Source organism: Providencia sp. PROV200 (assembly GCF_049901995.1).
Taxonomy (GTDB): Bacteria; Pseudomonadota; Gammaproteobacteria; order Enterobacterales; family Enterobacteriaceae; genus Providencia; species Providencia rettgeri_E.
The window spans coordinates 132334-156918 of sequence record NZ_CP096308.1; the positions used below are offsets into that span (position 1 = coordinate 132334).

The following is a 24585-nucleotide window of genomic DNA, read 5'->3' on the forward strand; positions in this document are numbered from 1 at the left end:
TAGTGTCTATTAAGTCGATTATTTTAATTAATAGACACTATATGTCCGATAATGAATTAGGAGACACATTTTGCGTCTTTTTGGTTACGCTAGGGTATCCACCAGCCAACAATCGCTTGACATTCAGAAAAAAGCGTTAATTGATGCTGGGGTTGCAAAGCACCGTTTATTTACCGATAAAGAATCGGGAAGCCATATTAATCGCGAAGGATTACAGTTACTCAAAGTTAAAGTTGAGATGGGTGATATTATCCTAGTGAAAAAGTTAGACCGGCTCGGCCGAGACACCGCAGACATGATCCAACTAATAAAAGAATTTGACTCAATGGGTGTCGCTGTTCGATTTTTGGATGATGGCATAAGCACGGAAGGTTCAATGGGAAAGATGGTGGTCACCATTTTATCAGCAGTTGCTGAAGCGGAAAGACAACGAATCCTTGAACGAACAAACGAGGGGCGGCAAGAAGCATTACTCAAAGGTGTTAAATTTGGACGCAAACGGTCGGTTGACCGTGAACGAGTTTTAGAACTGAAGGCAAGCGGGTTAGGCGGTACTGTCATTGCCAAAGAAATGCAGATTGCGCGTTCAACCGTTTACAAAATTATCAATGAGAAAAGGAGTGGGATAACATAGAGAAATAGATAGCTAAATGACACAAAATAATTTTCCCCACATGAAAACATGTTATAAATGTGTAATATATGGGATTTGATTCTTATCCAATGGGTATTCAATTATCACTAATTACTTTGGAGGTTGTTTTATGGCGTTTCCCCCAAGAGCTGTTCGTCTTAATTTGTTTTTCGAAAAACTTCTAGCTCACCCCCCTGTTGCTGATCGTAAAGAGGCGCTCTCTCTGCTGGTTCGTATAATGGCAGAGGTTGAAGATTTTTATGGTCTTCCTAAAAATGATTTCACTACTCGCATGGGGGTTTTTCGTCCACAAGAAAACAATCCAAATGATTGGAAAGATCTTGATTCCGACCCTTGTTATTGGGATGACTCTCTAACAAAAACTCATCGTACTATAGTGTATAACAACGGCAGAATCATTATTAAAAATATAAAGAGTAATCCAGCTGTTGTGGTGCTAGATAAATCCGGGGCATAGAACGCTTTATATGAATATTTAGTACAGGCCAATATTTAAAATTGATTTGTGATTTGCCGTAGCATCGAGCACAAGTCAGTGCTAGTACAATTTAGATTCTACAAAGAATCTTTTGAATTGCCCCTTAAGTTTTTAATATCCAAGCTAGCGACGTCGTAAAACGAGACGCAATAAAAGGCGCTCGTTTTGTCCTGCTTTTCTCTTCGTCAACTTCCCAACCGATCGTACCATCCTCTCAATTCCGTACAATATTTCAACTATCCGTAGGAGTTGGTCTGATGGCACGCAGGAAGGTTTTATCGAATATCGTTGACCGCCTGGGTAAACAGTATTTGCCCGAGGTGGATGCAGTCAAAATCGCACTTGAGCTTGAGGCAAAACACTTGTACTTACGTGCTGCTAAGCAGTGGGGCGTTGCGATGCAGGAAAACCCCAGTCATGCCGAGTACATCGCGGCTCAACGTTTTCGCTGCATAGAACTATCCAACGCCTACCATGCCAGGCGGATCGAACTTAGCAACATTCACAACGACATTACGTCAATCCATCAGAAAGTCGAAGCGGCGTATGTACGCCTCTGTGTGAAAAGCAACTCTTGCCTGTAACAGATCTGATTTATTTCGTCACCGGGATCACTGCCCGTAAAATTTTTTTATCGCCCAAGGGCGCAACTAACACAACCAGAGAGGTTCTATGTCCACTTTACTAAAAGACTTCGTACTCATGGCGCTGCCGCACCGTGAATGGTCCTGCGAGGCCATTCATTTTCGCGTCAAGCTGTGCCCTGAGCCGGGGAAGTTGGGAAATAAAAATCACACTTACTTCATCCTGGAAGACCTATATGGATTTGACACCAATGAAACGTCGTTTGTCGTGTTCACAAAAATCCTTTTGCAGCGGTTCCCGCACCTGCCACCCAATCGTGTTCACATCCTTATCCATTGCCGAGACATGTCAAAATCTCTGGGCACCAAGGTGTTGCGGTACGATTTAATGCGCGACGAAGATCGCCAAGTCAAGTTGGATAAAAAGCCGGAAGACGTATCGGAGAAGTCGGGCTACGTCTCGATGTGTACCTTCTAACTTTCAACGTTGTATCGGAGGACCTACCTTGGCCGCACCTTATCATCGTTCTGTAGGCTCACCACTATTGATGGGCGCAAAAACCATTCAATTCGGGTCGCATAAAAAAGTGTTTTTCCCTGATTACGATCAGGCATTGATTGTTGCCACCAGCATGACGGCTGAACACCGGTTCCCGATGTGGATTTACAAGGCGCTGCACAATCACCATGCCGGATATTTAATCGCGGGTCACGGGTCGCATACACTGGAAAAACCAGATTCGGCATTACAGTCGAAGCAAATTGACCAGATGCAGTACCGAGATAAATTACCGACACTTTTGGAAAGCAATGCTGTTCGGCCAAGTGCGGTGTCGCGTATTGCCATCCGAAATAACGAGTTTTTGCAGTGCCATGCACGAGTCTCTGAAGCAGACATTATCACCTGGAGCATGATGCAGGCAGATCCGGCGCTGATTTTCAACGTCAACCCAACGAGCAGTCCCGCTGAGGCAAAAAAAATCAGCAATCGCATTAAAGCAATGCTGCAAAATGCCTTGTACTGTCAAACAGCTGTCCGCTGGCTTAACAATTATAACTTCGTGGTAGCAATGCGTTGGGCGGATGATGACGGGTTGAGCCCAAGGCATAAAGTCGAAAATGGCTGGTGGATCCTGAGTGCGCAAGAGCAGGGCTCGCACGGGGTTTCGCCCAAATGTGAAGATGTACAGAAAAAAGCAAACGACCGTTAACCGAAGAGGACAACATGAAAACTGAACAAATTGACATCAAATTGTACCTACAACGTCAAAGCTCCTGTGGGTTGTTGAAGTTCACACGTCTGATGGACTGCATCCTCACACCACCGCTTATCTCCTTCCTTATCATGGCGTTGCTGTTTTCTATCGCTCACCTGATCATCATGCCGAAAATTGTGGATGAGCTCTTATTCATCCCGTTGTGCTTCTTTACCGGGGGCTGTGTCTGCTTGCTGGCCTTTGTGCATTTGTACTATTCGTGTGTGTTTCCACGCCTGTGCCCGCTGCTGGAAGTAAGTGAAATCGAGGCGCTTTGTTCCAAAACGTTCAGCGTATACCAAGAAATGGGGTGTTCAGAGTCAATACAAAAGTCGGGTATTGATTACCTCGACACTCTGATCAGGGAAGGGATCCCAATGAATTATCGCCACCGGCGAAAAATTAACGCATTGGTCGAGGCGGATGAACGTGATTCCAAGCTGAACGCCTTGAGCCAGACATTCGAATCTGCCATTGAAAAAACAAAACGGTCGTATAGCCGCCCCTAAATATCGTAACGCTCAGACCGTCTAACACGAACGGTTTGAGTGCTCAAAGAGAGCATGATGAATATGGATAAGACAGACATTCAACTGTACCTGCAACGGCAGAGTAATAGCCGTATGCTGAAGGTCACTGTGTTTATTGAAAATATCCTCTTGTCGGCTGTGCTGACGCCAATGTTATTTTTTGTGGTCTTGTATGGCTTTACTTATTTATGTACCCATCTGGTCGGTTTCGGTGACTCAGAATTTCACCGTGTAATGGATCTGGCGGGGTACTACGCGCTGGGTTGTGGTAGCATCCTGGTCTTAACTCGTCTGTTCTTCTATGGGGCTTTGCCTAAGTTCAAGGCTCTGTTAACAGTCAGTGAAATTGAATTGCTTTATACGGTGTCTAAGGATGCCTACGACAAATTGGGCTATGGGCCAGAGGACGAGCGTCCCGCCATTGACTATCTCAATGCAGTTGTCATGTCCGGCGTGCCGATGAGCGCGGTGCATACCCGAGCCGTGGATGCCATGCTTTTCCGGGCAAAAAAAGAAAAAGACAATCACGATGCTCGCCTTAAGATGGAAAAAAATATTAATTCGCTGACTGACAGTATTGCAAAAACGGGTCTGACTCAGGATACACCTTCGTTAGAACACCCAGACCACTAACATTGCGAAAAAGGTGCTAACGTAGTCAGTGTGCTTTTAAAGACTTCGCATTTGACTAACGTCTTAACTCAGCCCCAGGGCAACTGTGTCATGAATATCAGTGAGATTTCGGGTAAAATAGCGCTGTAAACAAAAGAGAAATATAGGCAATACTTGACGTTATGAACCAAACAAAGACGACCTTAAACCAAATGAGCGCGCACCTTGCCTGGTGTGCGCTTACCGCATTGGGTATTGCCAAAAGAGATGGCCGTGCTAACGGAAATATACAAGAGCACCTTTTTCTCTTCGAATGGTTGAAGCAGGCAATGCGTCAAAAGCGTTTTCACAAGGACGTTGCCCCTGACTTGCGCTGGCTTATCAGCCAAGGTGAGAATCACCCCACCAATGCCAAGCTGAAGGAAAAGCTTCAATACTTGTACGACAGCGGGACTGGCAAGCTGACCACTCAAAACGACTTGTATCGGCTGACAACGATCTTGGGTACCCTGTCTCAAATGGGCTGGCCGTACTCACTGTTAACGGAAGTGGAATGGCTGAAGATGGACGCGGCACGATTAAATGCAAATACGGACTACCTACGGATCAGAAAAGCCTCATTAGACTCCGGTTTCAATAACGACGGCACACAAACCGACCCAGTCGAAGTGGTGTTAACAGGGAGGGTGGACAAAGTGGAGTCGCTGCTGGCTTCTTGCTGTTGGGGCCTATCCAATACGGAATTGGCGCAAAAGCCGTTTTATCACCTGCTCGCGTTACCGGATTAGCGCTAAGCGCTGCACCATTTTCACAAAAGAGAGCCTCAATAAAAGGCTCTTTTTTTGTCTTAAAACCCCCTCATTCTGCTGCCCTTTTAATTTCGTCAGTCAGTGCCTCAGGGTTAACCTGTCAGTAATACAAGCACAGGGGGCACTATGTCCAAATTTAGAGGCAGTATTACACCCGGCACCGAGTACAACGAGTCCCTTTCGCATTTCCTTGAACAGGAAGCGAGAGCGGGTCATATCTCGTTAGAGGGCATGCGCCGCGTTACCATGAAGCGTAATTTGGCCGGAACAACTGCACTGATCACGGGAATGACGATGGTGAGCGCTGGGGCCAGTTTTATAGCGATGGGTGGTGTAATGCCATTGTTGACACTGATAGGCGCAGCTTCCGCTGTGATGGTCTCAATGATCGCATTAGCGCGTTATCCTGGTGGACTGTTTTACCAAATCTCCGCGATTGAAACCCCGTTTACGCATGCAGCTTTGCTTCGGTTCGCGGCCAGTGGTGCGCCAGAAGACGTCATTCGTGAACTCATTGTACTGCTGAACAAGCAAGAACACGTCTCTTATGCACAAGTTCATGATGTGACTTGGTTCTGTAGTCGCCAGGCCAGTGGAATTGCAGAAAGCGGCACTGTTGCAAAGTTAGCGATGAGGCAGCCTTTTGTCTTATTCAAAGGCCTTACATTTCAAAAACTCTGCTTACCAGGCGCATTTCGCCCAGGGGATCACCATAATAAAATGCTGAGGCCTGGCCTTTGCGTAGTGCACGCATCACCTCAATACCTTTGATGGTGGCGTAAGCCGTCTTCATGGATTTAAATCCCAGCGTGGCGTTGATTATCCGTTTCAGTTTGCCATGATCGCATTCAATCACGTTGTTCCGGTACTTAATCTGTCGGTGTTCAACGTCAGACGGGCACCGGCCTTCGCGTTTGAGCAGAGCAAGCGCGCGACCATAGGCGGGCGCTTTATCCGTGTTGATGAATCGTGGGATCTGCCACTTCTTCACGTTGTTGAGGATTTTACCCAGAAACCGGTATGCAGCTTTGCTGTTACGACGGGAGGAGAGATAAAAATCGACAGTGCGGCCCCGGCTGTCGACGGCCCGGTACAGATACGCCCAGCGGCCATTGACCTTCACGTAGGTTTCATCCATGTGCCACGGGCAAAGATCGGAAGGGTTACGCCAGTACCAGCGCAGCCGTTTTTCCATTTCAGGCGCATAACGCTGAACCCAGCGGTAAATCGTGGAGTGATCGACATTCACTCCGCGTTCAGCCAGCATCTCCTGCAGCTCACGGTAACTGATGCCGTATTTGCAGTACCAGCGTACGGCCCACAGAATGATGTCACGCTGAAAATGCCGGCCTTTGAATGGGTTCATGTGCAGCTCCATCAGCAAAAGGGGATGATAAGTTTATCACCACCGACTATTTGCAACAGTGCCCAGAAAGCCACCTTTTCCATGACCGTTACACACTGATCCGGAATCGACTGGCTTTGGAAAGCCGGAGGGCAGGCTGATGCGGAGCTTGTTTATTCTTCCGTTTGCTGAGCTTCAACACATTGCGGCATGCGCACTGCGTTACCCGCTCATCTCTCGACGTAGTCTTTTGTGCTGCCTTAGCGTGATGTGCGTTTTCTGCCTTTGCTGGTTCTCTCTGGCCGGGTTTGAGGAAACCTCGTTGACACAGTCAACGCTATTGGGTGTCGGCTATATTTGTGGGGCTACATCCGCTATCGGTTGGGGCTTGAAAACCTCTGAAATGTCACACAATGCTCTGCGTATTGGCTTCGGTGTTTTCGCGATCATTGTTCTCTTGCTGAACATTGCGGATAACGGGTTTATTCGTGCCGTACACCTGCTTGCGGAAGGGCAATTATATTCACAGACCAACCGAGCTTCAGTGATGATGGCGCTGCGGGATATGTTACTGATTAACGCCGCTGCCAGTCTTAGCCCGTATGTCTTTTGGATCGGGTTGATGTGGATTGAGTTTCGCAACTTCCGCCATAATGCAACCTTTCGGACACATGCGCTATTGCGTATGGTCGCCAACTACAAGCTGGTGCTTTATCAGATTTTCATTGTGGCAGGGGCATCGTTGAGCCTGCTCCTATTGACCACCTGGACAGTGTTGCCGTTCATGCTTTCGCCGCTTATGACTGTCTGGGTTGCGCTATTTGTCTTCTTATCCATCTATCGCATTGAAAACGGATCCCCTCCAGAGTTTATCTTGCACGGCATTGCCACTGTAGGGCAGGTGCGCCGATGAAACTACCCTCGTCATTCTGCGCGCGCCTGCGTGTTTTCATTCAACTCGGTAAAGCGATCTGCACGAAAGGAGTGCTGAATATCATGTTTGACTCTCAATCATTTTCACCAATGGCGGATGACGCCAACCACAATCCAATTCCTACTGCGAACGTTTGTTGGCATCCCGTGGGCACCAAGGGGGAAGGGTTACCAAGCACTCCCGGCGTGTATCGCTTCCGTGTCCCGATGGAATCCAAGCCGGAGGAAACAGTTGAATTTCTGGCGCAGTTACGCTGGCGTAAACACGGTGTGCATCACGTCTTGATGCCAACCTTTGAATACGTACTGGACGATGAATTCATCACCTTGCCAGAAGGCACCCACTGGCGTCATCGCATGCCGGGTGATCCGGAAATGTTAGGTGCTACACAATTCCCGATCGCGCCAGAAATGGCAGACGGTGCAGCGGCATGCCCGTTCTGCCACCAACACCCCGTCATTGCCGGTGAAAAAATCAAAGAAGATGACGGCGATCGGTATTACACCCACATCCCCTACAAATTTAACCGATTCTGGTTCACCTGCTGCGAGTGGATAGGCAAAGCCCCGCGCCCAAGCATATCTGCACTGAAGCACGACTGGAGCCAACGTTAAGATGAAATACGCCAACCAGTATCTGGAGAAGAGCGTGCGTCCTCACTGGGCTAACGCCACTTTCACACAAAAAGTCTATCTGACGCTCTTCATGTTGTGGTTCAAAATCATGATGGCGCGAAATGGTGCGAAGCAGCAATATCGAAAACGTGGGTTACTGTCTGTTGCACTCTGGGCCAGTGCCGTCGGGTTTGTTGTGCGGGTCATCACCACTGATGTAGACAGCTGGCATTCACTGGCCGCGTTGTTCCTGTCGTGCATGATGTTATGCCTGATTGCGTTTGCAACACTTTGGACGCTATTCACAGCATTTATTCTACTGTTCAATTACACGTTAAGCTGGTGGGCTGGCTGGGTATATCCCACCAGCCATACCGAAGCTTTCATAACTATAGCGCAGGTGGAAGACGAGAACGCTCGTGCCGCTGCGCAGGCATATATCATGGCGTTTAGCCATCGCACAGTCACCCAGGTCACTATCGCGTTATCAATGATGTTTGCGGCAGATCAGGAGGTCAATGCCCAATGAGTCACTATGCTGACCACATGATTAAACACAACCGACGTTTCGGTACGCATGATGGTGTGGAATGTAGCTTTACCACTTACCTGCCTCACCAGCCTGAGTTCGCTTCGCCTGACAGCAACGATATGACGGAAGCTGAAATTGCCGCGTGCGTTGAAGCCTGGATGAAGTGGCTGCATTGGGAGGTCTATCCCGAAGTACATTTAAAACACCACGGAAAGCGTCCTGATTTTGTTGCCACGAAAGGTCCTTTTGTACAGGTCATTGAGTGCAAAAAAGCGATCGGTTTGCCGGTACTGGAACAAGCTATGGCCTGGTTCTATCCATATCGCAATAACAAGGTAGGCCTTCCCCATCTCATCTATGTGGCCTGTAAGAAGTCGTCTGCCCGCCGAGACTTTCCATTGTTACTCATGCGTCAGTGGGGTATCGGTTTGCTGGAAGTTGAGAAGTCGCCTTCACGAAAACTGCGTTATGACGGAGTCACCGAAAAGATCAGTGAAGCCCATTACTCTCTCAGGGTTCAGCTTGAACCTCGCATGGTTCCTGGCTCTCGTCATCAAGGGAAAATCTTGCGGGCTCAGCTTCACGACGATATGCGGATCGCCGTTGCGGGCACCACAGGCACGGGACAATTTATGACCGACTGGAAACGCACCATGATCCGTATTGAAACGTTGATGGGGGATGGTAAACAAAGGCATGTTGCTGAGATTGTTGACTGGTTAAACGTCAACGGTGGCTATCACTGGGCGAGCCGGAGTAGTGCGGTCAGCGGCATAAACACGTCATTGATGCGCCAAGGCTACGAATGTGAAGCCTATGGTTTTGAAGGTCGCGGCCATCGGTGGAAATTCGTTGAAGGAGTAACCCAAAAGGTCCTGAAAACTTCGTCACCCGAATGACTCGTGATTAACTCTCTACATACGAACTAACACTATCGTTGAGGTATCTCATGACATTTTGGCTGCTCAGTATTATCACACTACTGGTGCAACTCAGTTGGATTGCCATTTCTCCAGACAGCTATCATTCCTGGGCTTATATCCCTTGGATTGCTGCTGATTTGGGCATTGTCGCCTGGTACTTTTTTCGTCCCCATTCTGCGGACGTTTAATGCTGAGCGTCCTGCGTAATTTTTGTATCCTTCATCCGACCACCTGAGAGGTTGCTCATTTGCTAACGTTCATTGCTGCATTGCTGAGCATTACCTGCCTGACATTTTTGGGGCTGTCACTTATGCCTTATTTGTGCAGTCGGGCAGATGGCCTTGTCATGCGCAGGCGTGAAAAAGAGTGGTCATTTCTCTGTGGCTTAATTGCTCTGCTATCCGGCACCGGGGCCTACAAGTTGGCCGCTTACGTTTTTATGATCGGTTAGATGTTTTAAGGGGGTTACAGTGGTTTGGATTTGGGTGGGACTGGGCGCACTTTTTGGCATTATTGAGCTGTTCACATTGACTTTTTTTGGCCTATGGATGGCGCTGGCCGCGATAATTCCAGCAGCTATCACGCTGATTGCTCCTGATGTGAGTTTGCAGTGGCAGATTAGCATTTGGTGCATTGCAACGGTGTGTTGTGCGTTTTTCTGGGTGAAGTTCTCACGCAATAAGCCGAAGCGATACGTGGAAGAACCATTGATCGGCGAGGTCGGTCAATTGGCATTTGCGTTACCGGAAGGTGGGGAAAGTGTGATTTTGCTGACAAAGCCGGTTCAGGGTAACCAGCAATGGCCGTGTAAATCACAAGAGGTGCTGCCACGCGACGCTCGTGTCAGAATTGTGAGTGTTGGTAGTGGTGTTGTTTTAGTCGCCGCAGTGACTGCGGAATAACGTTGATTGGATAGGAAAAAAACATGATTGGACTTATCAGTCTTGCTGTTGTTGTTGTGTTTCTCGGTATCACGCTGTACCAGTGTGTGCGCATCGTGCCTCAGGCGGACCAATGGGTGGTCGAGCGCCTGGGTAAATACCATACGACGTTAAATCCCGGACTGAACATCCTGATCCCGTTTTTGGATAACATCGCCTACCGTATGTCGGCGAAAGATCAGATGATCGAAGTGAAAGGCATTGAAGCCATCACAAAAGATAACGCCATGACGCAGGTTAATGCGATTTGTTTCATTCGCGTCGCAGATCCGAAAAAAGCTGCCTACGGGGTTGATAACTTCAACACCGCCGTGCGTAATCTGGTCATGACCACGATCCGCAACGCCGTTGGTGGGATGGAGCTCGATGAGACGCTGACCAACCGTGACGAACTGGCCGCACGTTTACGTCAGAGTATGGACGTGCAGATGGTTGATTGGGGCCTAAGCCTGCGTACTGTGGATATTCAGGATATTACACCTTCCGACTCAATGCTGAAGTCAATGGAAAAGCAAGCTGCTGCGGTTCGTGAACGCAAAGCGACCGAAGAGCTCGCGGCCGGTAATAAAAATGCTGCCATTATGGAGGCGCAAGGCAAGAAGGAAGCCATGATCCTGGATGCAGAGGCGAAGCAGCAATCGGCTGTTCGCGAAGCTACTGCGCTGGAAACGCTGGCTAATGGGCAATTCAAAGCTTCGTCGAAATTGGCTGAAGCACTCACGATTGAGGGGGGGCGCGAAGCAATGAGTTTCCAGTTAGCGAACAACTATATTGAGACTCTCTCTGTGCTGGCAACCAGCCCTAACGCGAAAGTGGTGGCTATGCCCGCTGATTTGGCGCAAAGCGTTGGTGGTCTCATCAATGCAGGTTCCCTGATGTCTGTCGGTTCTGCTGTGTCCAAATAACCTCAATCGGCCATCACTTTGGTGGCCTTATCAGAAACGAAAGCCCGAGTCTGGTTCTCAAAATCTGTAAAACGAAACACAGACTCTGGCTCTGAAAATGGCGTAACCACATGAATAAATTAATCATTTTACCTCTGGCTTTTTTTCTGGCAGGATGTTCAACCACGTTTGGGTTATCACTTGATGAACGCTACCAATCTGCCTATGAAGAGGTGGTTACGGATCCCAGTTCTGACAACATGACTCGATATATGCAGCTGAGCAAAGAAGTCGCCGAGCGTGACATGCGAAAAGCAACTGCGGCCGCTGAATCTGCAACGCGTGAAAGCGATAAAGGCTTCACTGAATATTTCAAACAATATGGAAGCGAAAGCTTCAAGCGACAAAAAAGATAAGGACTCCCATGACTACACTAACTTCAAATGAATTCAACGCTGGCGCTCTGTGGGCTGCTTATATTTTGATGTCCACGACCCGCGACACCGCCAGTGCGGCTGAAATTTTAAGCCGCATCCCAAACCTTCATTATCTGGCAACACAAACCGCTGAGAAAGAACTCGTGTCGCTACGTGAGTTTGTCCTTAACGAATTGCCTCTGGGAACAGGGCACGGCTTTATCCGCATTGCTTACGGTGCCGAAGGTATCGGTAACGAAATCATTGATCTTCCGGCGAGCGGCGATGTCGATGAGCTGGTTGCAGCGCCTGGCGATACGCTACGATGGGTGGTGTACGGAGTCAGTGCTGACGGCGCTAAGCATGCGCTTATCTCTGCCATCGATATTCCTGATATTGCTCAAAAACATGCTGCGGAATTGGCATCACAACTCCTATAGCAATTGCGCCTCACCAGGGAATGCAATACAGTTAGCCAGCACCACTATTAAATATAAAAAAAGTGTTTTACCTCGTTAGACATAACGATCACCATGCCCGGCTTCCGGGCTTTTTTTATTTTCCTTTCCCTAAGAATGTTTCTGGAAAAGCACCCCATTTTGTCCCCCTTAAAGGTTTGTCATCTGACGCACATCCGTAAAATAAAGATGGTAATTCAGTCAACCATCAATACCAGAAGGATAGTCGTATGGCACAACGTGGTGTTAACAAAGTCATCATTGTCGGGAATCTCGGCCAAGATCCCGAACTCCGTGCAATGCAAAATGGTGGCTCTGTAGCCAATATTTCAATCGCAACATCTGAAACCTGGCGTGACAAGCAGACGGGTGAGCAACGAGAAAAAACAGAGTGGCATCGCGTTGTTTTCTTTGGAAAATTAGCCGATGTTGTTGGTGAGTACCTGCACAAAGGCTCGCAAATATATATCGAAGGACAACTTTCCACGCGTAAGTGGCAAGACCAAAGCGGCACGGATCGCTACACGACTGAGATCGTAGTCAATCCGGCTTCTGGTGGCACTATGCAAATGCTCGGTTCAGCCCCTGCCAGCGGGCAGCAACAGAACCAGCAAAACCCCCGCCAGGCAAATAATCAACCGAATAATGCACCTGGCGGCCAGCAAGGAGGATGGGGTGCTCCGCAACAAAATTCGCAACAGCACAGCCAAGGCGGTTGGGGTGCGCCAAATACCGACGACCCACCATTCTAACATCCACCATCGTTCCGTTATGCAGCCTTCCGGGCTGCATTACTGTTTCTATCTCTCGGAGTCTGACATGAACGAAATACAGGCATCACTGAATGCCATTCTCAACAACGGTAGTATCGGCCAGGCACTCAGTTACGCGGGGATTGCTGTGGCAGGCTTTGCTGTTGCGTCATTGCTGTTTCGTAGTGTGATGATGGTCATGCTGGGGGCGGTTGCTACATTCTATGTATTCTTCCTGAATACCCCTGAAGCGGCACTGGATAAGGCTACCGCAGCATCTTCCCAGCTGGTTACGCAAATGGCGCAGGCCAGTGAATGTGCGGCAGGCAAGATTGAGCATATCCGTAACATTGGTGTTGTGATCCGCAATGGTGACGTTTTAACCATTGCCGGAGATTGTGGATTGTTGCCGAGATAAGGTGTTTCGACAGCGGTTAAACCGGTGGTAGCATTCTTGTGTTACCACTTTTCACTCGCAGATATCACTGATTAAGAAATAAATTCTGCCGTAAATCAGAGAGGCTAAATTGAAAGCGTTCTTCAAAAAATTAATTTCATCGTTGTCTTGGGGAAACAAAAACAATAACACGATGGATGCCAAACAGCACCGCGATACCCTGTACCACATGCGACATGGCCGCGCGCCAGTGCATACGCATCCCGCTGATATGGAAAATCAGCATGATTGACCCAAAAACAACTAAAGCCCTGAATGAACTCGCGATGGGCGCTCAACACCATGAACATACCCTCCTGGCTGAAAATAGCCATTTAATGGAGGTTTTTATCTCGGATCCCCTGGAGAGAGGCTTTACCAAGTTCTTTTGGCGTCCCGAGTTTGGAAGCGACCGAACAAGAAGGGGAACGCTTCTTGGCTTGCGTGAGTGAGGCTTGGGCAACTCGGTATAACGCGAAAGCCCAAGAAACACTGTCAAAAAAAATCGCCGATAACAGTTCGACTGAGAATGACAACCTGTATCTGCTGACAATGTTCTATGCGCTACGCGGCCTGCTGGATAACCTGCTGCCGTTCATTGACTTACACAACTACCAACAATTTGAGCCAGAAGGCGCATTGGCACTTAACGAAATCGTTAATGGATTTGAGGCTGTCACCAATGGTGTTATCACCACTGAAAAGGTGAAGACTGACGTGTTTAGTGCTGGTGTTGAAAATGCCATCATGGCGCTGAATGAGCAAAAGCACATCCTTGCCAATAAAGGGCAAGATACCCGTGGCATTGAGCAATCCATAGGGATTATCAAAGCCTCACTACGTGGAGACAGATCGAATCCAATGCCAGGCCAACGTATCAATTAGCCCCTTGGGCGTAACAAGTGGAGAAATAACGTGAAAAACGGACAGTCTACGCACTCAATGACGACTAAAAAGCTACGCCGGAAGCTGTCCGGATACGGCCTTCGTGGTCAGTTTCTGAAACAACGGGTCCGCGATATCATCGCTGGGCCTCAATCTGGTAGTGGTGGTGATCGTGAATTTGCCTTCGGCTGGTCGCGTGACCAAATGGACAGACACATGCGGCGAGCGCTGATAGGGAAGGGCTACCGCGTGAAGTTTCAAGTCGATAATGCCGAGCGTGTAATTGATAAGCAAGCAGCTTTATTACCAGCTCGTCGTCGCAGTGTTATTTCCATTAGCCGTCGTTATTTAGGTTAGCCTTTGAACCGGCACGCCCTGTGCCGGTCTTCTTTTCCTCATTCGTCCTCGCGCCCTTTGCGGATAGTCTCTGCCAATTCAATGCCAATCTCGCTTAATGTGTACGCGACTTTTAGTGAGCGTGGGTCACGGTACTTGAGCAACAGCCTTCGCTCCACCAACGTTCTACAAGATATGCGCAAATTGGGGCGTTCTACCTCACAGGAACGGCCTTTGTTAAGGATCGAGAAGATGGCTGTGAAAGGAATTGGATTGCTGTTACGCGCCCTAATTTTAAGCAATACGTACATTACGTCTTGTTGTAACGATGAGTTCCGGTGTTGCGTGGTGTTTTCCATGTTTACGCCTAATCATATACGATATGAATAAGCTATCTTTAGCCTGGCTCCATGTCATCGTTTTTAGTCCTCGTTTTGTTGGCCTTTTCGGGCGAGTGGAAATCATGTCCGTAGTAGGATCGAGCTACCCGTCTGGGTGAACATTAACAAGGTGAAAAAACATGTTTAAACGTATCCGTGGCGTACCATTTCTGGCCGGAGCCATTGCCGCATTGTGTATGACCAGTGCCTTTGCTGAAATTCCTACCAATGCGAGTGGGCGACCTGTTGCCGGAAAATCAATGGCAGAATTCCAATCCTACAAAGCCAGCTGCCCTGAGTGCTTACAGGTTGCTCAGGACATTATTAAAATGCGCACCCAGCATTGTCAGCAAGCTGGTGATGTGGATCAGACTATCTTGCAGGACCCGATTTATCCCTACCTCAACGGCATCCGCGTCATGCTTGCCAATCGTGGGGGGTACAACAGCCCCATGTACACATCCGCACGCCAGGTATTCGAAGCCAACGTTAACTGTGAAAACAGCAGCGACTGGGTTGAACGCAGTCAGAAAGTTATCGAAAACACCTTTAGTGGCCCCAAGTAACCCAGCCAGATCATCAACCCGCTAAACCAGCGGGTTTTCTACGCAAAAATTTCGTGAGCCATATCACCCACGTTATGCTATCTCAAATTATCCAGAAGGACACACCATGAAAGACCCATGCTTATTGAACCTGCGGCAGTTGTTCATACAGGATCTGCAATCGCGCTTAAACATCAACCACGCCACGGCCGCTGAGCTAGTAGCCGCAGGCTTTGTCGATGATGATGATGACTCTGAACGTATCGACCTCAACGTGGAATGGAATGCCTGGGTCCGCTGCCACCATGCTCGCCTGAAACAACCGGCATCGCAATTGCTGACACCCGAAACGCATTCCGCTATCGCTACGATGCGTGCGTTGGCTGACGAATTTCGCGAGCACTTCGAAGAGCATGGCGAACATCACCATGCCGTCATCGCCCTGTATGACCGGGCAGACAGTGATTTTGGCTATGAGAATGTCACGCACCTAATTGCGGCGCTGGATCGTCTGGTGGAGCACATCAACCAACCCGTCGATTTATCTTCTGACAGGGTCTATACCGCACAGGTCGCGGGGGCAGTTGCCGCCTATCGTCAAACCGTTATCGCCGCATTAGATGCGGTGGGTAAACCTTGGTCAGCATAATGCTCGCGTAGGTGAGTGAACTTTTTTCAACATCAGCAACCGGAGTAATTCATCATGAACATGAAGTCGATTTTGAACCAAACACTTGAGACGCTGAAAGAGAAAGGGGTCTGTGCTGACAATCTGCGAAAAGTCACGGCCCCCTCAGAGCTCATCACACAGCTGATCTCAACGCTGGCTAACCTGTCCGGTGATTACAAAGGCAGCTATTCCCCGGCTCCTGACTATCAAGGTTTGTTGCGCCAATTTAATGCCCTCCAGCAACTGAACGTCTCATTCGGCAAGCAACTGACTTTCTACCGTGAAAAAGCCAAGCAAGACAGAGACAATCCGGCTGAACTCAAGCGACTTCAAGATGAAGTTAACTCTGAGCGTGGGGCTAACGAGCAGTTGACAGCTGAAAATGAGCGCCTTCGTGCTGAACGACTGGAAGCGGATGCGGAAACGGAAAGACTCAAGGCGTTGGTGCTGACGCTGGGAGGGAACCCAGAGGCATGGGAAAGGAATGCACTATGACCGTTAATTCAGCGGCTGATCTGGCAATTACATTGAACGTCAGTGAAGCCGAAGCAACTCAGTTTGCACTCACTACTTGCCATCTTATGTTACAGCAGCCTGAATTACTGGCCGGGGATATTCTGCATTTTGCACAGCACGGAGCCTGGCTGGAGAATACAGATAAGCCCCTGCTCAAAGGTGAACCCGATACAGAAAGTGTGTTGATGGGGATGCGCGTTCTGATCTACAAATTGGGTAAGCACGAAGGTCCTAACGGTAAAGCCCGCCAGATGTACGACATGATGCGGCGGCTCGGATATTTTACTATGGCGGATTGTCTGCGTTAACAGAAGGCGATGGGGTCAAGTGACCCCATTTATTTTGTGAAGCCATAATACTTCACTTATCCTAAATAATTCGCTGTTTTGCTATTCGTCACCAGTTTGGGTCGAGGTAGTCTAATTATGACTACTTACTAAATTATAGGGATCCGACATGACCACAACTCTGAATCAGCAAGCGGCACCAAAGAAGCGTACCTTCAAAGATCTGCCAGGCTTCGACATCTCTGCAAATGACATGCTGCGTATCATCGATGCGCCTTGCATGATCATTAAGCGTGGTAACGTTCAGTTCAAAGTATTGGAAATGTTGACCCTGACCCTGGTAGGGGACAACCTGAGCGCGCTCGGTGTTGATTACAATACCGGGCAAGTGATCTCCCGTGGAGTGGTCCATAAAGCCAACGGTGATATGGTGGCCTCTGTACCTGCAACCCATATCAGCACCTTGTTCCGTAACATGAAAGGTGAAGAAACCGTGAATGTACGATGCGACCAAGACCGAAATCGCCTCATCATTCGTACCGGCAAAAATGCTTACAACATTCCTCTGTGTATGGACACAATCCCGGTTGTAGACGAGTCCGATTTGACAGCCAAGTACAGCATCACTTTCCCTGCCAATATGCTGCATCGAACCTTGCAACGTGTCATGCACTCTGCGGGTAAGAATGACGTTCGCCATTACATGAATGGGGTTTTCCTGAGTCTGGATAAAAATACCTTCAACGCCGTCGCGACCGATGGGCACCGAATGTCTGTAATGACTCAAGACGTACTGTTTACGAACGAATCACAAGAAGAGATCGTGACACCAGTAGCCCCTGCATCTCTGTCTGGGACTTCTTCTGGGGTCATCCTGCCGATCGAAGTATGTCCTATCCTCATGAAGTTGCTGGGTGCAAACCAAGGAAATTTCCGTATTGACTACAGCGAAAGTTACCTGACCTTTAACCTGGGTGATGTCACCTTGGTCTCCAATCTGATTAATGGCAGCTATCCCGATTGGCATCGTGTTGCAGGTGTTGTTAAGCACAATACAGAGAAGTTCAGCATAAATGCCTTGGTGCTCCGTGACGCATTAAGCCGTGCGCTGCCGCTCATCAATGCAGGCGCAGTCAGTAAGAATGCGAACAGTACAGGCGTATTCGTTTTCAAAAGTAATGCGCTGATGATTAAGTCCCCTAATCAAAACCTGATCGAGTGCAAGGAAGTGCTGGATATCGAAAAAGTGGCAGGGGAGCAGGAAGACAAAATTGAAATCGGCATCAACTGCGAATACCTGCTTCGCGCACTGAATAGCTTGATCTCACATTCAGACGAAGAAACAGAAATAACTGTTGCCCTGAAAGACACGGTAACAGGGTTGGAAATCGGCTTCGGCGATGACTGCTGCGACATCATCATGCCAGTCAGATTCTAACAAGTCGCACTAACTGTTTGTTTTGTTAACCAAAAGCAATCGCACGTCAATCGTGCAAAGCTGCTGGCATTTCCCACTGAAAAACAACGACAAATTGACCGCCTTTTCGAAGGGAATGGGAAACGTCAACGGTTATGATGAGAGCACTTTCTCCCGCATGGGTAACATTTATTTTTCAAAAGTTACCTCTTGCTCCACCAGCAATAAAGAAACTTGAGGATTTTACGTGGAACTGAAGCAATACCATGAAGAAGCCCTTCGCACCGAATCGGTGATCCCTAACATCAGCGGCGTGAGTGTGCCTCACCTGTATCTGTTGTTGTCAGCGGCTCACTCACTGGGTGAAATGCTGGACCAGTTTAAAAAAGGTATTTTTTACCGTAAACCGATTGACATTAATCGCTTTAAAAAAGGCCTGGCCGACCTGCAAGACCTGATCGGCACGCTTTCGCCGGAGTCCATTTCCGCTGATGAGCTGCATGACGACACCAACACCATGATGATGACTGGTTTTGACGGCAAAGCACACAATATCGGCCTCGGTTCCCTGGGTGCAATCGACTCGCGCATTCTGCATGCCTCTCTGGGTGTGTTTACTGAATCCGCAGAAATCTGCAAAGCGCTGGTGAACACGATTGAAGGACAGTCGCTGGACCTGGTTAACCTGTCTGAAGAGTTCGGCGACCTGAACTGGTATAGCCTGGGTGTTTTCCCATCGGCCTCCGGTATCCATTATGGCCGTATTCTGGAAACCAATATCGTCAAGCTGGCCGTCCGTTATCCAGAGAAGTTTGAAGCGTTCCTGGCACACGATGAGAACCGTAATCTCGTCGAAGAGCGCAAAGCGTTGGTAAACGGCATCAAGTAAGCCTTATCCATTCATGTGGGCAACGTGGGGTTGCCCGCTTTCTATGGTGAAATAATGAATACAGTTCTGAAGTGGGTTGGGGGTAAGCAAGGCGTCATGGCTCAGCTGAAGTTGGCGCTGCCAAAGGGTGCCCGTCTGATCGAACCTTTCTGTGGTTCGGGTGCAGTGATGATGAATACCGCGTATTCAAACTACGTACTGGCTGACATCAACGCCGACGTAATCAACACTTACGACACCATCCGCAACGCTGCTGAAAGCGTTATTGCTGCACTGTCTGAACTCTATGCTACGTGCCGTACTCGCGAACACTACGATGCGATCCGTAAAGAATTTAACGAACGTACAGCTGAGCCAGTCCGTATGGCCGCGATGTTCATCTACATGAACCGCCACGGGTATCGTGGTCTGTGCCGGTACAACAAGCGTAAAGGGGAGTTTAACGTACCCTGGGGCGATTACCGCAAACCCTATCTGCCAGAGAAAGAAATCCGCTACATGGCTGACCGCCTTGCAAATGTGGATCTGCTTTGCGCAGGCTATGAAGAAACGCTGAAACTGGCCGGTGAAGGTGACGTGGTCTACTGTGACCCGCCTTATGTCAATCCGGGCAAATTTACAGGTTATCACGCAAGCGGATTCTCTGAAGCCCAACAACGCGAGCTGGTGGGCATTTTGAATACTCTGCCGGAGGAAGGGGTGCATGTGGTGGCTTCCAGCCATGATGCCGAGAACATCCGCGAGATGTATGCCGGATTCGCAGTTAAAGGGTTTTCTGCCCCACGCAGTGTTTATAACGGAACGGGGGAAGGGAAAAAGGCGAATGAAATTATCGCTATCCGTCGGGCTGTATCTTCCGGCAAGACCTCAGCATGACCGTGCCGGTGTTTGAAATTCCACCGCTCAAGGATCCTCTAACTGAGCGATTCTGCGATGAAATTGCCATCATTCACCGGTATGACCCTGCTGAAGCTAGTCGCCAATACCTTGAATTTATCAAAGACAACAATGTGGTGTATTGGGTGCAATTGGCTATTCGTGACCGCATCCAGTACCTGTCAAAACAAAAATCAAAGGGCAAGCCCCTTCTGATTAAAAATCATAGTGAGGGAGCTATGCCTCTTTTTCGTCCCAAAAGTGTCGTGGTGTACCGCATCACCCGCCAGATTGACTTCAGTAACATCACAGAACAACTGAAACCCTTCATGTTTCAGCCGTGCGGCCCGCAGGATATGGCGCGCACTGGTTGGGTCAGCCCGCTGGGTGAAGAGTACGAAGAGCTTACTCACCAGGCGAATGGCCTCATTCTGCTGACTCAGCGTAACGAGAGCAAAATCATTCCTCCGGCCACGGTAAAAGAGCTCGTGCGCCAGCGTGTGACCAAGCTGGAAAAAGAGCAAAATCGTCGTCTGAAACGCACAGAAATTTCAGCGCTGAACGACCTGGTGCTAGGGGAATTGCTACCCAAAGCACTGAGTAAATACGCCAACATGAACATGTGGATTGATCCCAAATCCCGGCTGATCATAGTGGATACCACCAGCTTTAAACGCGCTGAAGACGCGGCAGCGCTCCTGCGTAAAACACTGGGCACTCTGCCTATCATACCTTTCACGTTAGAAACTCCGGTTGAGCTGAAGCTGACCGAGTGGGTTCGCTCTTCCGAGCTGCCTCCAGGCCTGGCGTTGTGCGATGAAGCGACCCTGGAAGCTATTCTGGAAGACGGTGGCGTTGTGACGACAAAACGACAAGATCTGGTTTGCGATGAGATTGCTAACCACATCGAAGCTGGCAAGTTGGTCACTAAGCTGGCGATGAGCTGGATGGAGCAACTTAATTTCGTCATCAACGACAGCTTTGTCATCTCAAGGCTGAACTTTGCTGACGCCCTCATTGAGCAAAACGATGATATTGATCGTGAAGATGAAGTGCAGAGGTTTGATGCAGACTTCGTTTTGTTTACCGGAGTCATTATGGAGCTCCTTGATCAGTTAATTGCTGCGTTCGGCGGGGAAGCTAAGTCCTCAACTGAAGCTGACGGGGGTGACAAAGAGGAAGGCGATGAAAGTGGTGAGGCGGCCGATAACAGCGAGCTGGATGACGACGAATAACGTGTAACCATACCGGGTATGAATTAGGTAATCGAAACCGAAGGTAACGTCTAATGCTTCGTTGGACTGAAGAACAGCAACGCGAATACGAACAGAGAATGGGCCGGAGCGCGAGTTCAAAATCGGTACCAAAGAAAGACGTGCAGCCTGTAACGCCCATCCAGCAAAGCCTTGAGTCTGCACCCGCAGAGTTGACAGCAAAGCTACGGACCCAAGCGCTGGGGCGGTTGCGAACGGGCACAATGAATAAAACAGAAGCACGCTACGCCGAACATCTGAAATGGCGTATGCATGCTGGTGAAGTCGCCTGGTTCAAGTTCGAATCAATCAAACTGCGCCTTGCCGACAAAACAACGTATACAGCGGACTTTTTCGTCATGCTGACCTCGGGTGATCTGGAGGTGCATGAAGTGAAAGGGCATTGGGAAGAGGACGCGAGAGTCAAGATAAAGCTTGCAGCAGAACACTATCCCTTCCGTTTTCTGGCCGTGAAATGGCTCAAAGATGAGGGAGGTTGGAATTTTGAAGACTTCTCTCCGTGGTACAACAAGGAAAATCCATGAGCGTAACTGATAGCGTGGTAAAGCAATTTTTCGAAACCTGGTTCTTATCCACGGAGCGCAAGAAGCGCAATGACGATACTTGGCAACCGCCCGTCGAGGGGCAAATGGATCCCTCCATGTATCACGTTCGCAAGGATGCGGCCTATGAAGCGTGGTTTGCCCGCAGCGATTACCCGCTGTTGAGTGCCAAAGCCATGACTTTGCCGGAAGAGATGTATCGATATTTGCAGAATGTCCGCAAAGCGCGTGAAGCCGAAATTAATAAAGAGCGCCCGCCTGCGGTACTGCGGGACTTGGGCGTTTCTTCACTTAGGGACCTGGCTGACTACCTGATCCGCAACGACATTGCGGACAGGCCGGTATAACAGGAATTACTCACCAAGACAGGCACGGGGGTGCGTCATGTCTTTCAAGATGATTGGATTGGCCGTATTTATTGCAGGTGTATTAGGGTTGGCCTACTTACTGTTTTTTACCGGGAAGTCGGAAAAAAAACCGGGCGGCGAAAAGGGGAGCCGGAAGCCAACGCTCGACGAGTTGTTTCCCATTGATGCCGAAACGGGTGAGCGAATTTATCAAAGGGAAGATCACGAAGGCGTGATATCCAGTGATGACGAACTGACTCCGGCCATTTACGTTGGGTACAAACGCCATAAATTTATTCTCCCGCGCGATGCCAGCAATCTGTACTCTCGCCTGATTGAGATGTTTGCCGACCAATATGCGGTTGCACCACGCGTCAGAGTGACCGACATTATTCAGGCCGAAGAAAAGGATTTTGAGAGCCAAAGTCTGGACGTCAAAAGTGCCATGCAGTTTATGTCGCGAATGAACTTTAACTTTGTTCTAAGCGATGTGCATAGCGGCGAAATTGTACTGGTCATGCTGACTGAAGAGCGACTGGCCGAATCTGAGAACAGTGCATTTCTGATTGGCCTGCTCAGCCACCTGAATATCCCGCTCTACCGCTACGAGCGCCTGGCAGATATCAGCGATAACGATCTCGCGATAGATATATCGGAGACCATCTCCGACGGTCAATTCGAATAAACCAAATGAAAGCCCGACTTGTTCGGGCTTTGTCGATTCTGAACTACTGATATCATGTATTTGTGAGATCACTTAAAGGGGGCGTGGAATGTCTCAATCCTATAGATATTGGACAGGTAACCTGTATACCGGATCCACGGTATTCATTCAGCACCAGGACGGTCATCTTTCCAAAGGTGAGGTCGTTAATGTTGCCGAACAACGGTTCATTGTTGCTGGCATTTCCTCTCCCTTTGATAAATTCACAGCAACCAGCATAGAAGGCGTTGTTGCACTACCTGATGAGTATGATGTCCGCGAACGCTATAGCATTCAGCGGCAGCGGGATTATCTGACACACCTGGATATATCGGCGCTTTCTTCTCATCAGATCAAACATCTCTATGCAGGTTTGCATCTCGCAAAGCGTGCTGGTGGAGGTGTATTGCCTGGCATGCCGATCGTTGAAACCCCGGAAGGGATATGTAGATATATACAAGAATTAAACCTAAGCACCTTGAGTGAAATTCAAGTGATGTACATGTTGGCTGGCTTAAAAATTGCCACGAAAAGTTAAAAAGAGGTTTTTATGACTACTCCTGAGCGGCCTCCTAAAAGAGCTCCGCGCCGTAAAAAAAACACGCGCAAAAAGCAAAAACACTGGTCGTACACAATTACGTCAAGGGAGTTCCTGATTGCATTTCTTTTGGTCTTGCTTGTGGCCGGGCTTTCCGTGATTTATTACTTGCGTTCGACAACCTTGATCACCACCTGGGATGTTGGCACGGTCACGCAGCCTGTTGTTCGAGCCTCAAATGAAACGGGCACTGGTTTGAAGACTGATTTCCAGACCACAAAAGGCCAATTTACTGTTCAGCTACAGATCTTCCCCAATCCGGGTCTGCCGCTTGAATTGCGCCAGTACCATCGCGGGAATTTCAAACTTTGCTATTTGATGGGTGACTACGAATATCAGTCTGGAAATGCCCTGTGCTTTGACATCCCGACAAGTGATGGCCTAACCATGAGCAGCAAATTGTAGTACCTGGAAAATTCAGTCAGCGGCACAAGCCGAAGTAAAATCGGCATTACAACCATTCCTGAGGAAGTGAAAATGAGCCAGTCACTGATAGCGCAACGCATTCATACCCAATTACCACCGAACTCGGTTGAGGGAGCTATTCAGGCGCTTGAAAATGTAGCCTTGCGATCGGGCGCGGACGTGTTAACTGTGACCATAATGCGCAACACGACCTACGCGAAGTTGGAAGAATACAGCGATGTGTTATCTCTTTCGCCAGAGCGGATCCTTCAGTCACTGGAGGGTATTCGAGGTCATGATGCACCGGCTCAGTTCTATAACGAGCAGCGTCTGCCGGAAATTTGCGATGCTTATATCTGGCCGACCGCTGAAGACTTTCGCGAGGCCCTCATGGAAGGCGGCTCTACGCCGGTATTCCTTTGCCCGAACTGCAATCAAGAGTCCGATCATGAAAGTGAATGCACCGCGCTGATCACGAATAAACGTGGTATACGCGTAAAATGTGGCTGGATCTTAAACCCGACCTCAGATACTCTACGTAACAGTATAAAAATACTCATACAAGCAGAGTTTTTGAACAACCTCCAGCTCCATCATACGTTTCGCCCCAAAGGAGTCGCTCTCCCGACGCGGGTTTGTTTCGATGAGTTCGGTGAGGATGTTGAAGACGACGTGTGTTGAGAGATAATAAGTAGTACCTCATTTTAATAGATGCCTCGTTAGGACGAGGCTTTTTTTTTGACTTTTTCCCTTCGT

At 48.8% G+C, this 24585-nt stretch carries 37 protein-coding genes; 36 read left to right on the forward strand and 1 reads right to left on the reverse strand.

All coding sequences use genetic code 11. The features are described 5' to 3' along the window. Window positions 1-70: 70 nt before the first annotated feature. The 9 genes from M1E86_RS20505 to M1E86_RS20545 all read left to right on the forward strand — a co-directional run bounded on the left by M1E86_RS20505 (window position 71) and on the right by M1E86_RS20545 (window position 5695). Window positions 71-634 (forward strand): recombinase family protein, encoded by a 564-nt coding sequence (locus M1E86_RS20505; RefSeq protein WP_042847388.1) that lies wholly within the window; start codon window positions 71-73, stop codon window positions 632-634. Window positions 635-764: 130 nt separating this feature from the next. Beyond that, window positions 765-1112, forward strand: coding sequence for a hypothetical protein (locus tag M1E86_RS20510; RefSeq protein ID WP_042847387.1), 348 nt, complete (start codon window positions 765-767; stop codon window positions 1110-1112). A 278-nt stretch (window positions 1113-1390) separates the two neighbouring features. Then, window positions 1391-1717 (forward strand): PerC family transcriptional regulator, encoded by a 327-nt coding sequence (locus M1E86_RS20515; RefSeq protein ID WP_042847386.1) that lies wholly within the window; start codon window positions 1391-1393, stop codon window positions 1715-1717. A gap of 88 nt (window positions 1718-1805) precedes the next feature. Next, a complete protein-coding gene (locus M1E86_RS20520) occupies window positions 1806-2195 on the forward strand; it encodes a hypothetical protein (RefSeq protein WP_042847385.1) in 390 nt (129 codons plus the stop codon). Between the two features lie 28 nt (window positions 2196-2223). After that, window positions 2224-2928, forward strand: coding sequence for a hypothetical protein (locus M1E86_RS20525; protein WP_042847384.1), 705 nt, complete (start codon window positions 2224-2226; stop codon window positions 2926-2928). A gap of 14 nt (window positions 2929-2942) precedes the next feature. Then, the gene (locus tag M1E86_RS20530; RefSeq protein ID WP_042847383.1) at window positions 2943-3482 is read left to right on the forward strand and encodes a hypothetical protein; all 540 of its coding nucleotides are present in this window, start codon (window positions 2943-2945) and stop codon (window positions 3480-3482) included. 63 nt (window positions 3483-3545) lie between these two features. After that, window positions 3546-4136: a hypothetical protein gene (locus M1E86_RS20535; RefSeq protein WP_166268309.1), complete on the forward strand. Its 591-nt coding sequence runs from the start codon at window positions 3546-3548 to the stop codon at window positions 4134-4136. Between the two features lie 161 nt (window positions 4137-4297). Next, window positions 4298-4903, forward strand: coding sequence for a DUF2913 family protein (locus tag M1E86_RS20540; protein ID WP_042847377.1), 606 nt, complete (start codon window positions 4298-4300; stop codon window positions 4901-4903). Between the two features lie 147 nt (window positions 4904-5050). Continuing rightward, on the forward strand, window positions 5051-5695 hold the full coding sequence (locus tag M1E86_RS20545; protein WP_426099736.1) for a hypothetical protein: 645 nt from the start codon (window positions 5051-5053) through the stop codon (window positions 5693-5695). Here the strand turns inward: M1E86_RS20545 and M1E86_RS20550 are convergent. Then, complete coding sequence (locus M1E86_RS20550; protein ID WP_001067858.1) at window positions 5586-6290, reverse strand: IS6-like element IS26 family transposase; 705 nt, start codon at window positions 6288-6290, stop codon at window positions 5586-5588. The two genes, M1E86_RS20545 and M1E86_RS20550, sit on opposite strands and share 110 nt — an antisense overlap. A gap of 301 nt (window positions 6291-6591) precedes the next feature. On the opposite strand from M1E86_RS20550, the gene M1E86_RS20555 reads away from it, so the two are divergent. The 27 genes from M1E86_RS20555 (at window position 6592) to M1E86_RS20685 (ending at window position 24510) form a co-directional block, all read left to right on the forward strand. Next, window positions 6592-7182, forward strand: coding sequence for a hypothetical protein (locus M1E86_RS20555; RefSeq protein ID WP_042847373.1), 591 nt, complete (start codon window positions 6592-6594; stop codon window positions 7180-7182). Then, on the forward strand, window positions 7179-7817 hold the full coding sequence (locus M1E86_RS20560; protein WP_113767330.1) for a hypothetical protein: 639 nt from the start codon (window positions 7179-7181) through the stop codon (window positions 7815-7817). Before M1E86_RS20555 ends, M1E86_RS20560 begins: the two co-directional genes overlap by 4 nt. 1 nt (window position 7818) lies before the next feature. After that, window positions 7819-8346 carry a hypothetical protein gene (locus M1E86_RS20565; RefSeq protein ID WP_042847371.1) on the forward strand — a complete coding sequence of 176 codons (528 nt, stop codon included), beginning with the start codon at window positions 7819-7821 and terminating at the stop codon, window positions 8344-8346. Continuing rightward, a complete protein-coding gene (locus M1E86_RS20570) occupies window positions 8343-9248 on the forward strand; it encodes a hypothetical protein (RefSeq protein ID WP_042847368.1) in 906 nt (301 codons plus the stop codon). The genes M1E86_RS20565 and M1E86_RS20570 overlap by 4 nt, the downstream gene beginning before the upstream one ends. 50 nt (window positions 9249-9298) lie before the next feature. Further along, entirely contained in the window at window positions 9299-9460 is a 162-nt protein-coding gene (locus M1E86_RS20575; protein ID WP_162762211.1) for a hypothetical protein, read from the forward strand. Between the two features lie 282 nt (window positions 9461-9742). Next, window positions 9743-10174 (forward strand): NfeD family protein, encoded by a 432-nt coding sequence (locus M1E86_RS20580; RefSeq protein WP_042847366.1) that lies wholly within the window; start codon window positions 9743-9745, stop codon window positions 10172-10174. Window positions 10175-10197: 23 nt separating this feature from the next. Then, window positions 10198-11118, forward strand: a complete 921-nt coding sequence (locus tag M1E86_RS20585) for an SPFH domain-containing protein (protein WP_042847363.1) — start codon at window positions 10198-10200, stop codon at window positions 11116-11118. Window positions 11119-11228: 110 nt separating this feature from the next. Next, a complete protein-coding gene (locus M1E86_RS20590) occupies window positions 11229-11513 on the forward strand; it encodes a hypothetical protein (RefSeq protein WP_042847360.1) in 285 nt (94 codons plus the stop codon). Window positions 11514-11581: 68 nt separating this feature from the next. Further along, window positions 11582-11953, forward strand: a complete 372-nt coding sequence (locus M1E86_RS20595) for a hypothetical protein (RefSeq protein ID WP_369473487.1) — start codon at window positions 11582-11584, stop codon at window positions 11951-11953. Between the two features lie 248 nt (window positions 11954-12201). Continuing rightward, window positions 12202-12723, forward strand: coding sequence for a single-stranded DNA-binding protein (gene ssb, locus M1E86_RS20600; RefSeq protein ID WP_052219401.1), 522 nt, complete (start codon window positions 12202-12204; stop codon window positions 12721-12723). Between the two features lie 67 nt (window positions 12724-12790). After that, a complete protein-coding gene (locus tag M1E86_RS20605; protein WP_042847355.1) occupies window positions 12791-13141 on the forward strand; it encodes a hypothetical protein in 351 nt (116 codons plus the stop codon). A 109-nt stretch (window positions 13142-13250) separates the two neighbouring features. After that, on the forward strand, window positions 13251-13412 hold the full coding sequence (locus tag M1E86_RS20610) for a hypothetical protein (protein WP_161595381.1): 162 nt from the start codon (window positions 13251-13253) through the stop codon (window positions 13410-13412). Window positions 13413-13561: 149 nt separating this feature from the next. Further along, on the forward strand, window positions 13562-14044 hold the full coding sequence (locus M1E86_RS20615) for a hypothetical protein (protein WP_162762209.1): 483 nt from the start codon (window positions 13562-13564) through the stop codon (window positions 14042-14044). Window positions 14045-14900: 856 nt separating this feature from the next. Then, window positions 14901-15326, forward strand: a complete 426-nt coding sequence (locus tag M1E86_RS20620) for a hypothetical protein (protein ID WP_042847343.1) — start codon at window positions 14901-14903, stop codon at window positions 15324-15326. Between the two features lie 106 nt (window positions 15327-15432). Beyond that, on the forward strand, window positions 15433-15954 hold the full coding sequence (locus M1E86_RS20625) for a hypothetical protein (RefSeq protein ID WP_042847341.1): 522 nt from the start codon (window positions 15433-15435) through the stop codon (window positions 15952-15954). Window positions 15955-16008: 54 nt separating this feature from the next. Then, window positions 16009-16470, forward strand: a complete 462-nt coding sequence (locus M1E86_RS20630; RefSeq protein ID WP_042847339.1) for a hypothetical protein — start codon at window positions 16009-16011, stop codon at window positions 16468-16470. Continuing rightward, on the forward strand, window positions 16467-16799 hold the full coding sequence (locus tag M1E86_RS20635; RefSeq protein WP_166267808.1) for a hypothetical protein: 333 nt from the start codon (window positions 16467-16469) through the stop codon (window positions 16797-16799). The genes M1E86_RS20630 and M1E86_RS20635 overlap by 4 nt, the downstream gene beginning before the upstream one ends. A gap of 148 nt (window positions 16800-16947) precedes the next feature. Continuing rightward, the gene (locus tag M1E86_RS20640) at window positions 16948-18216 is read left to right on the forward strand and encodes a DNA polymerase III subunit beta (RefSeq protein ID WP_227336995.1); all 1269 of its coding nucleotides are present in this window, start codon (window positions 16948-16950) and stop codon (window positions 18214-18216) included. A 226-nt stretch (window positions 18217-18442) separates the two neighbouring features. Next, entirely contained in the window at window positions 18443-19084 is a 642-nt protein-coding gene (locus M1E86_RS20645) for a nucleoside triphosphate pyrophosphohydrolase family protein (RefSeq protein ID WP_052219399.1), read from the forward strand. A gap of 54 nt (window positions 19085-19138) precedes the next feature. After that, window positions 19139-19960, forward strand: a complete 822-nt coding sequence (locus M1E86_RS20650) for a DNA adenine methylase (RefSeq protein ID WP_166267806.1) — start codon at window positions 19139-19141, stop codon at window positions 19958-19960. 239 nt (window positions 19961-20199) lie between these two features. Continuing rightward, window positions 20200-21195 carry a recombination-associated protein RdgC gene (rdgC, locus tag M1E86_RS20655; protein ID WP_042847513.1) on the forward strand — a complete coding sequence of 332 codons (996 nt, stop codon included), beginning with the start codon at window positions 20200-20202 and terminating at the stop codon, window positions 21193-21195. A 242-nt stretch (window positions 21196-21437) separates the two neighbouring features. Beyond that, window positions 21438-21758, forward strand: coding sequence for a DUF1064 domain-containing protein (locus tag M1E86_RS20660; protein ID WP_052219416.1), 321 nt, complete (start codon window positions 21438-21440; stop codon window positions 21756-21758). Continuing rightward, complete coding sequence (locus M1E86_RS20665) at window positions 21755-22123, forward strand: hypothetical protein (RefSeq protein ID WP_042847335.1); 369 nt, start codon at window positions 21755-21757, stop codon at window positions 22121-22123. The genes M1E86_RS20660 and M1E86_RS20665 overlap by 4 nt, the downstream gene beginning before the upstream one ends. A gap of 37 nt (window positions 22124-22160) precedes the next feature. Then, a complete protein-coding gene (locus M1E86_RS20670) occupies window positions 22161-22808 on the forward strand; it encodes a DUF2726 domain-containing protein (RefSeq protein ID WP_052219397.1) in 648 nt (215 codons plus the stop codon). A gap of 88 nt (window positions 22809-22896) precedes the next feature. Further along, window positions 22897-23364 carry a hypothetical protein gene (locus M1E86_RS20675; protein ID WP_042847333.1) on the forward strand — a complete coding sequence of 156 codons (468 nt, stop codon included), beginning with the start codon at window positions 22897-22899 and terminating at the stop codon, window positions 23362-23364. Between the two features lie 12 nt (window positions 23365-23376). Beyond that, a complete protein-coding gene (locus M1E86_RS20680) occupies window positions 23377-23829 on the forward strand; it encodes a hypothetical protein (RefSeq protein WP_042847331.1) in 453 nt (150 codons plus the stop codon). Window positions 23830-23901: 72 nt separating this feature from the next. After that, window positions 23902-24510, forward strand: a complete 609-nt coding sequence (locus M1E86_RS20685) for a hypothetical protein (protein ID WP_042847330.1) — start codon at window positions 23902-23904, stop codon at window positions 24508-24510. The last annotated feature ends 75 nt before the right edge of the window (window positions 24511-24585 follow it).